15 protein-coding genes and 1 rRNA gene are annotated in these 12,626 nt (G+C 38.7%); 15 read left to right on the plus strand and 1 reads right to left on the minus strand.

What is annotated here, in order from left to right; all coding sequences use genetic code 11:
- Positions 1-142 precede the first annotated feature (142 nt).
- The 10 genes from rrf to rsmI all read left to right on the plus strand — a co-directional run bounded on the left by rrf (position 143) and on the right by rsmI (position 5,942).
- Positions 143-258 (plus strand): 5S ribosomal RNA (rrf, locus tag ACFQ0V_RS01815).
- Between the two features lie 69 nt (positions 259-327).
- Positions 328-948 (plus strand): dTMP kinase, encoded by a 621-nt coding sequence (gene tmk / locus ACFQ0V_RS01820; RefSeq protein WP_381009055.1) that lies wholly within the window; start codon positions 328-330, stop codon positions 946-948.
- Positions 949-991: 43 nt separating this feature from the next.
- Positions 992-1,321, plus strand: coding sequence for a cyclic-di-AMP receptor (locus tag ACFQ0V_RS01825; RefSeq protein WP_194563796.1), 330 nt, complete (start codon positions 992-994; stop codon positions 1,319-1,321).
- 15 nt (positions 1,322-1,336) lie between these two features.
- A complete protein-coding gene (locus ACFQ0V_RS01830; RefSeq protein ID WP_381009057.1) occupies positions 1,337-1,777 on the plus strand; it encodes a YaaR family protein in 441 nt (146 codons plus the stop codon).
- Positions 1,778-1,834: 57 nt separating this feature from the next.
- Positions 1,835-2,812: a DNA polymerase III subunit delta' gene (gene holB, locus ACFQ0V_RS01835; protein ID WP_381009059.1), complete on the plus strand. Its 978-nt coding sequence runs from the start codon at positions 1,835-1,837 to the stop codon at positions 2,810-2,812.
- A gap of 12 nt (positions 2,813-2,824) precedes the next feature.
- Complete coding sequence (locus ACFQ0V_RS01840; protein WP_381009061.1) at positions 2,825-3,637, plus strand: PSP1 domain-containing protein; 813 nt, start codon at positions 2,825-2,827, stop codon at positions 3,635-3,637.
- A gap of 17 nt (positions 3,638-3,654) precedes the next feature.
- Positions 3,655-4,005 carry an initiation-control protein YabA gene (locus ACFQ0V_RS01845; protein ID WP_381009062.1) on the plus strand — a complete coding sequence of 117 codons (351 nt, stop codon included), beginning with the start codon at positions 3,655-3,657 and terminating at the stop codon, positions 4,003-4,005.
- Positions 4,006-4,077: 72 nt separating this feature from the next.
- Positions 4,078-4,824: a tRNA1(Val) (adenine(37)-N6)-methyltransferase gene (locus ACFQ0V_RS01850; protein WP_381009064.1), complete on the plus strand. Its 747-nt coding sequence runs from the start codon at positions 4,078-4,080 to the stop codon at positions 4,822-4,824.
- Positions 4,814-5,086 carry a GIY-YIG nuclease family protein gene (locus tag ACFQ0V_RS01855; RefSeq protein ID WP_381009066.1) on the plus strand — a complete coding sequence of 91 codons (273 nt, stop codon included), beginning with the start codon at positions 4,814-4,816 and terminating at the stop codon, positions 5,084-5,086. Before ACFQ0V_RS01850 ends, ACFQ0V_RS01855 begins: the two co-directional genes overlap by 11 nt.
- The gene (gene rsmI / locus ACFQ0V_RS01860; RefSeq protein WP_381009068.1) at positions 5,070-5,942 is read left to right on the plus strand and encodes a 16S rRNA (cytidine(1402)-2'-O)-methyltransferase; all 873 of its coding nucleotides are present in this window, start codon (positions 5,070-5,072) and stop codon (positions 5,940-5,942) included. Before ACFQ0V_RS01855 ends, rsmI begins: the two co-directional genes overlap by 17 nt.
- A gap of 49 nt (positions 5,943-5,991) precedes the next feature.
- Here the strand turns inward: rsmI and ACFQ0V_RS01865 are convergent, their stop codons facing one another.
- A complete protein-coding gene (locus tag ACFQ0V_RS01865) occupies positions 5,992-6,267 on the minus strand; it encodes an AbrB/MazE/SpoVT family DNA-binding domain-containing protein (RefSeq protein ID WP_194563788.1) in 276 nt (91 codons plus the stop codon).
- Positions 6,268-6,661: 394 nt separating this feature from the next.
- On the opposite strand from ACFQ0V_RS01865, the gene metG reads away from it, so the two are divergent.
- From metG to rsmA, 5 genes are all read left to right on the plus strand, one after another.
- Positions 6,662-8,599 (plus strand): methionine--tRNA ligase, encoded by a 1,938-nt coding sequence (metG, locus tag ACFQ0V_RS01870; RefSeq protein WP_381009070.1) that lies wholly within the window; start codon positions 6,662-6,664, stop codon positions 8,597-8,599.
- 295 nt (positions 8,600-8,894) lie between these two features.
- Entirely contained in the window at positions 8,895-9,665 is a 771-nt protein-coding gene (locus ACFQ0V_RS01875; protein ID WP_381009071.1) for a TatD family hydrolase, read from the plus strand.
- 92 nt (positions 9,666-9,757) lie between these two features.
- The gene (locus ACFQ0V_RS01880) at positions 9,758-10,987 is read left to right on the plus strand and encodes a ubiquitin-like domain-containing protein (protein ID WP_381009073.1); all 1,230 of its coding nucleotides are present in this window, start codon (positions 9,758-9,760) and stop codon (positions 10,985-10,987) included.
- A gap of 112 nt (positions 10,988-11,099) precedes the next feature.
- A complete protein-coding gene (gene rnmV, locus ACFQ0V_RS01885) occupies positions 11,100-11,651 on the plus strand; it encodes a ribonuclease M5 (protein WP_381009074.1) in 552 nt (183 codons plus the stop codon).
- Position 11,652: 1 nt separating this feature from the next.
- On the plus strand, positions 11,653-12,558 hold the full coding sequence (gene rsmA / locus ACFQ0V_RS01890) for a 16S rRNA (adenine(1518)-N(6)/adenine(1519)-N(6))-dimethyltransferase RsmA (RefSeq protein ID WP_381009076.1): 906 nt from the start codon (positions 11,653-11,655) through the stop codon (positions 12,556-12,558).
- Positions 12,559-12,626: the final 68 nt, after the last annotated feature.

Below are 12,626 nucleotides of genomic sequence, written 5' to 3' on the forward strand. Positions count from 1 at the left end.
TAGGTCTCGGGTGGAAGTGTGGCGACATACGGAGCTGAGAGATACTAATCGATCGAGGACTTAACCTATTAATACGTATGAAACGGTATTCGTTAAAAAAATGTTGGTTTTATTCAGTTTTGAGTGAATGACTCAAAACAAGTCTAGTGATGATGGCAAAGAGGTCACACCTGTTCCCATACCGAACACAGTAGTTAAGCTCTTTAGCGCCGATGGTAATTGGGGGTTTCCCCCTGTGAGAGTAGGACGTTGCTAGGCAATCGAAAGCGAGTATTCTAAATAGAATACTCGCTTTTTTAAATTAAAAAATAACTAAAGGAGTCCCCTATGTTTATTACATTTGAAGGTCCTGAAGGTGCAGGTAAGACAACGATATTAGAAATGGTCGCCAAAGCTTTGGAAAATGAGTCTTTTTCATATATTCAAACGAGAGAGCCAGGTGGCATCCGGATTTCTGAAGCAATCCGGTCAGTCATTTTAAATCGAGAACATGTTGAGATGGATGCACGCACAGAGGCTCTACTATATGCTGCGTCGCGTCGCCAACATTTAGTAGAACGAGTTATCCCAGCTTTAGAAAATAATGAAATTGTATTATGTGATCGGTTTATTGATAGTTCATTAGCTTATCAAGGGTATGCTCGTAATATCGGCATTCAAGAAGTGTGGGATTTAAATCAATTTGCAATTCAAAATTGTATGCCTACCCTTACATTATATTTTGATATTGCACCTGAGTTAGGGTTAGAAAGAATCGCTGCGAATAAAAATCGTGAAGTCAATCGATTAGATGAGGAGAGTATTTTGTTTCATAAGCGGGTATACGAAGGATATAAGCAAGTACTTCAAATGTTTCCTAATCGGATAAAAAGAGTAGATGCTTCACAGTCGATGGATGCTGTTTTTGAAGAATGTTGGAAAATTATAACTACTCATTTAAAAGAATGAGTCATTTCATGGTATAATAAAGAAACGAAAGGAGTGAGGCAATATGAAGTTAGTTGTAGCAGTAGTACAAGATCAAGATAGTAATCGCCTTTCATCAGCTTTAACGAAGAATGATTTTCGTGCCACGAAGTTAGCGAGTACAGGTGGATTTTTACGTTCGGGGAATACAACATTTCTTATCGGAACAGATGAACGACTCGTACCACAGTTACTCGATTTAATTCGAGACAATTGTCGTTCTAGAGATCAACTAGTCGCACCAGTTTCTCCAATGGGGGGAAATGCCGATTCTTATATTCCTTATCCGGTTGAAGTTGAAGTAGGAGGAGCAACAGTATTCGTTCTTCCAATTGAGAAATTTCATCACTTTTAAAGGTGGTTGTGTGATATGAGAGTTACGGGTGATCAACACGTTAATTTAGAAAAATTGCGCAATGATCCTTTAAAATCGCCTCAAAAAAGAGCTAATTTCGGTCAAATGGTTCAAAAACATGAACAAAAGTTACATGGAGAGCAAGTGACACGCTTACTTGGGAATATTAATGCGGCGGGTGAAAGACTTGCGCGTTCGCGTAATTTGCGAGATATGGCGAAGTTTAAAATGTTAGTGCGTCGATTTTTACAAGAGGCTGTCGAATCTGGACTGGAGTTAGAACAGTCACATACGTGGAATCAGTTTGGAGAAGGACGTCGTCTAAACTTAGTAAAAGAAATAGACTCAAAGCTTGTAGAGCTCGCTGAGGCGATGCTTGATGAAGAGAAAACATCCATTGATCTATTGGCGAAAATTGGTGAAATAAAAGGATTACTTATAAACTTATATATGTAAGCCCGTGTTTTCCTACTGCTGAGAAAACGCGGGTTTTTTTGAAGAAGAGGTGGAAGAATGGTAGAGGAAGCAATGAGTCTGCAAGCTCGGCCGTGGCAACAATTAGTTCAAGCAGATAAAAACAATCGATTAAGTCATGCCTATGTAATGGATGGCTTACACGGAACAGGAAAAACTCGACTTACTTTAACATTCATTCAATATTTACTCTGTGAACAACGCAAAAATGACTTGCCGTGTCAAACCTGTTCATCTTGTAGAAGAATTGAAAATGGGAATCATCCGAACATATGGCTCATTCAAAAAGATGGGCAATCGATTAAAAAAGAACAAATTGATGAATTGATTCAACAAATGTCGAAAAAAGGGTATGAAAAAGGTCGGCGTTTTTATATGATTGAAGAAGCGCATACGATGACAGTTTCTGCAGCGAATGCTCTATTGAAATTTTTAGAAGAACCAGTCGGTGAAATTACAGCTTTTTTAATGACAGATACGTATGCTCAACTATTACCGACTATTCAATCTAGATGTCAACGAATTCAATTTACACGTCCGAATGAAGAACAATTGATCGGACAACTCGTTGTAGATCATCAATTGACAGATTCATTAGCGAGTACGTTGAGTCGCATTACAGCAAATGTTGATGAAGCATTGTCACTATCTCAGGAAGAACAGTTTATGATGATGCGTAAACTAGCTTTGCAATTAATTGAACGAGTTGAACAATCGAAAGCGGAGGCCATTTTGTTTATTCAAGGTGAATGGCAAACTGTCGTCAAAGAGAAAGAAGATTTAGAGATGATATTGAACTTGCTTCTTCACGGGTACCGTGATATTGTGACGATAAAAGTGAATATCGACCGCTCGATTTGCTATCCAGATGCGCGTGAATTGTTAGAGAAATTATCGTATCGTTTAACATATGAACAACTCTCTTCTAAAATTGATGAAATTTTGCATATGAAACAAAAGATTTCGAGTAATATGAATCGAACATTATTAGTAGAGCAGTTAATACTTCGTCTCTAGGAGGGATATCGTTTGTATAAAGTTGTTGGAGTCCGCTTTAAAAAAGCTGGAAAAATTTATTACTTTGATCCAGTGACACTCTCATTAGAATTAGGAGACTATGTCATTGTTGAAACTGCACGTGGTGTAGAGTATGGTAAAGTAGTAAGTGAGATGAAAGAGGTGGACGAGGAAGATGTCGTCCTCCCTTTAAAAAAGATCATTCGTAAAGCGACAGCGGAAGATCGAGTACAAGTAGAAAGAAATAATCAAGAAGCAATGGATGCTTTTCAAGTATGTATAGATAAAGTGACAGAGCATAAATTAGAAATGAAATTAGTCGATGTAGAATATACATTCGATCGAAATAAAGTAATATTTTACTTCACAGCAGAAGGTCGAGTAGACTTTCGAAATTTAGTGAAAGATTTAGCTGCGATTTTTAAAACACGCATTGAACTGCGTCAAATCGGCGTGAGAGATGAAGCGAAGATGCTAGGAGGAATCGGTCCTTGTGGTAGAATGCTTTGTTGTTCTACTTATTTAGGTGATTTTGATCCTGTATCGATTAAAATGGCGAAAGACCAAAATCTATCGTTAAACCCTACGAAAATCTCAGGCTTATGTGGAAGGTTAATGTGTTGCTTGAAATATGAAAATGATACGTATGAAGAATCAAAACGTCTCATGCCAGATATCGGTACAAAAATTCAAACAGCAGAAGGACAAGGACGCGTCATTGGACTCAATTTATTGGAACAAATTTTAGAAATTCAATTGTTCGAAGCTGAGCAAATTGTCCAATATACGTGGGAAGAGTTACAACAAAGTGAAATGAATGCCTAATAAAAGAGGTGGCCACATTGAAAGAGAAAAATTTTCTTGACCGCGTGATGGAATTTGAGCAACATTTACAATATATGCAAGAACAATTCACATTAATGATTCATGATGTTGCGAAAATGACAGAAGAAAATCATACGCTCCGTTTAGAAAATGAGCATTTACGTGAACGGTTAAATGTTTTAGATGAGAAGCTAGAGCGCCCGACAAAAGTGAAAGAGCGATCAACAGTAGACGTCGGTGAGGGTGTGGATAATTTAGCGCGCATTTATAATGAAGGCTATCATGTCTGTAACGTTCATTATGGCAGTAGTCGTAAAGGTGAAGATTGCCTATTTTGTTTATCTTTTTTAAGTAAGCACCATAATTAAAAGAGGAGCTGAACCTATTCAGAGGGGCAGCTCTTTCTTTTTGACAAAATTCGAGAAATGGAGTAAAACAGAATGAATATTTCATTGAGGACAGACGAACGTCTCGATTATTTACTAGCAGAAGATTTAAGAATTATTCAAAGTCCAGAAGTATTTTCGTTTTCGTTAGATGCAGTTTTATTAGCGCAATTCGCATCAATACCTTATCGAAAAAAAGGGAAGATTGTTGATCTATGTACGGGAAACGGAGTCATTCCTCTTCTATTAAGCGCCCGCTCTCAAGCGCATATATGGGGAGTGGAGTTACAACCTCGCTTAGCAAGCATGGCGAGGCGTAGTATCGCTTACAATAAACTAGATGAACAATTAACACTCATCGAAGGGAATGTAATCGGAATTGAAGAAACGTTAGGGAAGGAATTGTACGATACAGTAACATGTAATCCCCCTTACTTCATCCATCATCCGAACAGTGAAAAAAATATGAGCGAACATTATGCGATTGCTCGACATGAAATTGAATTAAATTTAGAACAAGCGATTCAAGCGGCGAGCCGATTGTTAAAACAAGGTGGAAAAGCAGCTTTTGTTCATCGTCCAGGTCGTTTAGCCGATTTTATGGAATGGATGCCAAAGTATCGTTTAGAGCCGAAACGAATTCGCTTTGTTCATTCAAAAGAAGGAAAAGAAGCGAACATTTTATTAATTGAAGCGATAAAAGATGGCAAACGAGACTTGAAAATCGAACCACCTTTAGTTGTGTATACAGATGAAGGAGAATACCGACAAGAAGTGAGCGAATGGTTATATGGAAAATAAACATTGCTTTTACGTATTACGATGTGCCGATCAAACGTACTACACTGGCTATACAAATCATTTAACGAAACGGATTCAAGCGCACAACGATGGAAAAGGCGCTAAATATACGCGAGGAAGACGTCCCGTACACTGTATTTATTACGAGTATTTTGAGACGAAAACAGAAGCGATGCGCGCAGAATATGCATTTAAACAAAAGACACGCAAACAGAAAGAACAGTATATAAAGGAGGCACTTGAACATGCAAATTCAAAATAGTTTTGAGAGAGAAGATGGAGTGCTTTATCTCGTACCAACCCCGATTGGAAATTTAGAAGATATGACGTTCCGAGCGATTCGTATTTTAAAGGAAGTGGATTGGATTGCGGCAGAGGATACGCGCAATACGATGAAGCTTTGTCATCATTTTGAGATTGATACGCCGATGATGAGTACCCATGAACATAATGAGATGGAAAGTCGCGAGCAAATCGTTAAAAAATTGCATAATGGAGAGAATATCGCGCTCGTCAGTGATGCAGGGACACCATGTATATCAGATCCTGGACAGTATGTCGTACAAGCGGTGATTGAAGCAGGTTTACCCGTAGTACCTTTACCTGGAGCCAACGCTGCGGTTACGGCATTAATTGCTTCAGGACTGACACCACAGCCCTTTTTATTTTATGGCTTTTTAAGTCGGAAGAAAAAAGAACGTGAACAACAAATGCAAGATGTGCTAAATCGTTCAGAATCAGTTATTTTATATGAGTCACCTCATCACCTAAAGCAAACATTAGACGATTTAAAAAAGTGGATGCACGAAGGTCGTCGTATCGTCTTAGCGCGTGAACTGACAAAGCGTTATGAACAGTGGATTAGAGGTACGATTGGGGAAGTTGTACAATGGGCAGAAGACGGGGAAGTACGTGGCGAGTTTTGTTTAGTGATTGAAGGGATTAATGAGGAAGAAGAAGCAGTACTACAAGCAGAATGGTGGGAATCATTATCTGTTGTAGAGCATGTCGATGAAATGATCCAACGTGAAAATTTAAAACCGAAAGATGCGATACGTCAAGTAGCAGTCATGCGGAACGTGAGTAGACGTGAAGTGTACAATGCGTATCACCAATAAAAAAAGAGTGCGTCTCTCCACAATGAGACCGACACTCCTTTGTAAGTTATTATTTTAATTTGCTTTCAATTTCTTCGATGAGTTGACGTGCGCCTTCGCGACTAACAATCAAGTTACCATCGATCAATTGTAAGTTATCATCTGAAACTTCGCCCGTAATAGAACAAGTCATATTCGGCATATATTTCTTTAAGATGATTTTGTCTTCATCCACATAAATTTCGAGCGCATCTTTCTGTGCGATTCCTAATGTGCGGCGAAGTTCGATTGGAATAACGACTCTTCCAAGCTCATCCACTTTTCTTACGATACCTGTTGATTTCATGACAAGAGATTCCTCCTATATAATGTTTGATTTGTACAATTGTGTTTGCAAATGTACAATCTTGTCTAGATGTTTAGAAGAAGCTATAAGTAGTTTTCTAAAACATACTTATATATAATAACTGTATTTGTGTAAAAAGTAAAAGATTTGAAATGATTACTTTTAAAGTTTTTTAAAATTAATCAATTAGACACATTGACTGAAAAGTGTGTAAATTCAGTCGAATAGCTTAAAAAATTCTGGAACAGTTGTCTAATTAACTATACAGTGAATAATAGATAAGCTCAAGGGGAAAAGTAGAAAATGTTAGGAGAACTAGAAGTTAAATGAAATGTCACATTCATAATTGTGGTAAAATGAAAGAAGTAACATTTTGAATGGAGGATTTTTATACATGACGACAAAAAATACATTTTACGTAACGACACCTATTTATTTCCCTAGCGGAAAATTTCATATTGGAACGGCATATACGACAATTGCAGCGGATGCGATTGCACGTTACAAGCGTCTTCGTGGCTACGATGTGCGCTTTTTAACAGGAATGGATGAACACGGTCAAAAAATTCAAGAGAAAGCAGAAGAAGAGGGACTAACACCACAAGTCCATGTCGATAAATTGGCGCAAATTGCGAAAGATTTATGGGCGAAAATGGATATCACATATGATGATTTCATCCGCACAACGGAAGATCGTCACGAGAAAATGGTCGAACAAATTTTCCAAAAGTTTATGGACAATGGTGATATTTACAAAGATGAGTACGAAGGATGGAAATGTATCCCTTGTGAATCATACTTTAAAGAATCGGATTTAGTAGATGGTAAATGTCCAGACTGTAATCGTAGTGTAGAAAAAGTAAAAGAAGAATCTTACTTCTTCCGTATGAGTAAATATGCAGACCGTTTACTTGAGTACTTTAATGAACATCCTGAATTTATTGAACCAGAATCACGCAAAAATGAAATGATCAATAACTTCATTAAACCAGGACTTGAAGATTTATCAGTATCACGTATGTCATTTGACTGGGGTGTGAAAGTACCAGGAGATCCGAAACATGTCATCTATGTATGGGTCGATGCATTAACGAACTATATTACAGCACTCGGTTACGGTACAGATAACGATGAGTTATTCAATAAATACTGGCCAGCAGATGTTCAAGTCGTCGGAAAAGACATCGTTCGCTTCCATACGATTTATTGGCCGATTTTCTTAATGGCACTCGATTTACCACTTCCGAAAAAAGTATTTGCGCACGGATTCATCATGATGAAAGATGGTAAAATGTCAAAATCTAAAGGAAACGTTGTCTATCCAGATATGCTCGTTGACCGTTACGGCTTAGATGCGACACGCTACTTCCTACTTCGCGAATTACCATTCGGACAAGACGGTGTATTCTCTCCAGAAACATTCGTCGAGCGTACGAATGCTGATTTGTCGAACGACTTAGGAAACTTATTGAATCGTACGGTTTCAATGATCAATAAATATTTCGACGGGGTCATCCCGACAGAAAATTTAGAAGCGACCGAGTTTGACGCTTCTCTTCAACGAAAAATCGAAGAAACGATCGAACAGTATGAAACACAAATGGAAGAAATGCAATATCACCAAGTATTAATGACGACATGGTCACTCATCTCACGTACGAACAAGTATATCGATGAAACGGCACCGTGGGTACTTGCGAAAGATGAAGCAGAAAAGAACAAACTTGCTTCTGTCATGTTCCATTTAGCACATTCATTACGCAATATCGCAACACTTATTCAACCGATTTTAACACGTGCTCCGTTTGTGATGATCGAACAACTTGGTTTATCGAAAGAAGCACTCAAATGGGAAGCGCTCGGTGATAAATCAGCCATTCCAGCAGGCACGACAGTCATTAAAAAAGGTGTACCGATTTTCCCACGCTTAGAAGTAGAGGAAGAAGTACAATACATTAAAGACCAAATGGCAATTACAGCACCGAACGAAATGACGGAAGAAGTATCGAATGAAATTACGATTGATGACTTCAATAAAGTAGAATTACGCGTAGCAGAAGTGCTCGAATGTGAGCGTGTTCCGAAAGCGGATAAATTATTGAAATTCCAATTGGATCTCGGCACAGAAAAGCGTCAAGTGTTATCAGGCATTGCGCAACATTATGAGCCGGAACAATTAGTTGGACACAAGTTAATAATCGTTTCTAACTTAAAACGTGTCAAACTTCGCGGCGAATGGTCAGAAGGAATGATTTTAACGACAGAAACAGAAGGTAAATTAACAGTTGTTGAAATTGGACAAACGGTTCCGAATGGGACGATTTTAAAATAATAACAATACAAAATGACAAGTAGCGATTATTTTAGCTACTTGTCTTTTTATTTCGCTAAGTAGAATAAGTTAAAAGGCCTAACGTGAAATATTTGTAACATAAAATGACCTACAAACAAGCGTACGAATAAAGTTGATTTATAAGCGATTGGAGCAAATTTGAATACGTATGAGTTGAAGTTTAACATTTGTTTATGTCAAAGTAATAAATGTTTGTAATATAACTGTAATAGAAATGACACGAATGAAATATAAACGTTGATTAAAATAGAAAGTATTGTGAGGAGAATCGAATATGTTAGTAGATACGCATGTACATTTAAATGCAGAACAGTATGAAGAAGATGTCGAAGAAGTGATTGAACGCGCGCGGGAAGTAGGCGTAGAGAAGATGGTCGTTGTCGGATTCGATACGGAGACAATTGAACGAGCGATGGAGTTAGTAGAGCGTTATGACTTCCTCTATGCGGTAATCGGCTGGCATCCTGTCGACGCGATCGATTGTACAGAAGAAGATCTCAATTGGATTGAATCTTTAACGAAACATCCGAAAGTTGTCGGTATTGGAGAAACAGGACTCGATTATCATTGGGACAAATCTCCGAAAGATGTTCAAATCGAATTATTCCGCAAGCAAATTCGTTTAGCGAAAAAATTAGATTTGCCAATTATTATTCACAATCGCGATGCGACAGCGGATGTCGTGAGAATTTTAGAAGAGGAAGAAGCGCATACAGTCGGAGGGATTATGCATTGCTTTAGCGGGAGTGTCGAAATTGCACGTCAATGTATCGATATGAACTTTATGATTTCATTAGGCGGTCCTGTCACATTTAAAAATGCGAAAATGCCGAAAAAAGTAGCGACTGAAATAGAGTTAGAGCACTTGCTCGTTGAGACGGATGCGCCTTATTTAACACCGCATCCTCATCGCGGAAAACGGAATGAACCGTTCTATGTGACGCTCGTTGCAGAGGAAATTGCTAAATTAAAAGAGATCACTTACGAAGAAGTGGCAGAACAAACGACTGCCAACGCTTTGAAGTTATTTCGCATCGCTGATTAAAGTGCTATTTCAAAAAAATGTAAGCATTTCGAGTTGACAATCAAAATGAGAGTCGATATAATCAGCCGAGTAATGAAGGAGGAATTTTTTTCATGTCAAATCAGGCCATTAAGGGCGGACATAATCAAGCGAATAAAAAGTCGACAATGATTTTTGGAACAGTAATTGCGATTTTATTTGTAGCGATTATGGCGCTCGTTTTGATCGAAGGTACGAAAAAGACAATTGCTTTGACGGTGGAAGGCGAAGAGATAGAAGTTCGCACGCACGCTAAAACAGTCGAACAATTGTTAGAAGAACAAAATATAGAAGTAGCCGCACATGATATTGTGGAGCCAGCTTTAAATACACCGTTGAAAACAGGACTTGCTGTCGAATGGATTGAAGCAGAAGAAGTTGTGTTGACAGTGGATGAAGAAGAACAAACATTCGTTACGACGAAGCGTACAGTTGGAGAAGTTTTAGAAGAAGCAGGAATTGAAGTAACGGAGCACGATATCGTTTACCCTGCACTAGAAGAAGAAACACAACCACGCATCGCAGTGACGAAAGCAATTGAAGTAGAAGTAGTAGACGGTGGAGAGTCTAAAAAAATATGGACGACTCCAACATCAGTTGAATTATTCCTAGCGAATCAACAAATCGCATTAGGTGAGCATGATGAACTTGCAGGTGTCACATTGGAAGATCGCTTATCGAAAGACGCATCGAAAGTAGAAGTCGTACGTATCGAAAAAGTGAAAGAACAAGTGGAAGCACCAGCAGAGTTTGAAGTAGAAGAGAAAAAAGATGCGAACTTAGAAAAAGGAAAAACGAAAGTATTGCAAGAAGGTCAAAAAGGAAAGATGCTCCGTACTTATGAAGTCGTTATGCGCAACGGTGAAGAAGTTGAACGTAATGTCGTTGCTGAAGAAGTAGTGGACGCACCTAAAAATAAAATTGTAGCAGTTGGATCAAAACAAATTGCACAAGCAAAACCAGCGAACAATACAGTCGTATCACGCGGCAACAGTTCAGCAGCACCAGCAGGCGGTAAAGAGTTTTACGTAGAAGCTACAGCTTACACACCGTACTGTACAGGATGTTCTGGTATTTCAGCAGCAGGTATTAACTTGCGTGCTAACCCTAACTTACGCTTAATTGCGGTAGATCCACGTGTCATCCCGATGGGTTCAAAAGTTTGGGTTGAAGGATACGGTTACGCAATTGCAGGAGATACAGGTGGTGCGATTAAAGGAAATCGTATCGACGTATTAATGCAAACGAAATCTCAAGCGTATAGCTGGGGACGTAAAAAAGTGAAAATTAAAGTGATGAACTAACATCATTTCGATAATGACGCTAGTGGGAGGAAATCTCTCACTAGCGTTTTCTATTTGATGAACGGCTTAAATATGTTTAAACTAGAGAGATGATTGTAAGGAGTGACGAGCGATGCAAATTAAAGAGTGGATTGTAGTGGAAGGGAAATGTGATACGGCTGCCATTGAACGAGCGGTACAAGCGAAGACGATTGAAACGAACGGTTCTGCTTTAGATGAAGCAACGTTGCGCTTAATTGAAAAAGCTCATGCTCAAGATGGTGTCATCGTCTTTACTGACCCTGATTACCCAGGGCGACGAATTCGCGCTTTAATAGAAGAAAGAATTCCGACAGTGAAACATGCTTTCCTCATGAAGCGTGATGCGATTCCAGAGCATAAAGGAAGTGTCGGAATTGAGCATGCTTCTAATGAGGCGATACAAGAGGCGCTGAGCGCAGTATACTCATTACAAGAGGATGGAGCCGAAGAAACCGTCTCTCGTGCATATCTCGTACGTAGAGGCTTTATCGGGGCACCTCAATCAAAACAATTGAGACATCGTTTAGGAGAAGCACTTCAAATTGGAGAAACGAACGGAAAAACATTATTGAAACGCTTAAATCTATTTCAAATTACAGAAGAAGAAATCGAAGAGTGGTTCAAAATGATAGAGGAGAAATGATATGACGAAAGATATCGCAACATTATCGCGCACGAAAGAAATTATTGAGAAATACGGTTTTACATTTAAGAAAAGCTTAGGTCAAAACTTTTTAGTCGATTTAAATACATTGAACAATATCGTTGCAGAAGGACAGTTGACAGAACGCACAGGAGTTATCGAAGTAGGTCCAGGAATCGGAGCATTAACAGAACAAATTGCGAAACGTGCAGGGAAAGTTATCGCTTTCGAAATCGATCAACGCCTCATTCCAGTATTAGAAGATACATTATCTCCTTATCCGAATGTCCGAGTGATTAATGAAGATGTTCTAAAAGCAGATTTGCATGCGGTCATTGAAACAGAATTTCAAGACTGTGATGAAATTGTCGTCGTTGCAAACTTACCGTATTACGTCACGACACCGATCATCATGCATTTTTTAGAAAGCGGAATTCGTTTAGACCGTATCGTCATTATGATGCAGAAAGAAGTAGGAGATCGAATTAGTGCAAAGCCTAGCACGAAAGCATACGGTTCACTATCTGTCGCTGTTCAATATTATATGGATGCACATACAGCGATGATCGTACCGAAAACGGTTTTCGTACCGCAACCGAATGTCGAATCGGCCGTCATCGTTTTAGAGCGTAAAGAACAACAAGAGGTTACCGTGCGTGATGAGTCATTTTTCTTCGCAGTCGTGCGAGGATCATTCGTTCAAAGACGCAAAACGTTGCTCAACAATTTACAAGTTTCTTTAGAAGATGGAAAATCGAAAAAGGAATTGATTGTTCAAGCGTGCGAGCGAGCAAATATCGACCCGAAACGCCGTGGAGAAACGCTAACAATTGAAGAATTTGCGAAGCTTTCAAATGAACTATATGACGATTTTTTTACAATTGACAAAAATATAAAAAAAGATTGACACTCCAAGTTGAAACTGTTAAAATATTTGATTTCATTGACAAAAAGTGTGAAAAATGTTACAATTGT

This window comes from Savagea faecisuis (assembly GCF_042675605.1).
Taxonomy (GTDB): Bacteria; Bacillota; Bacilli; order Bacillales_A; family Planococcaceae; genus Savagea; species Savagea faecisuis.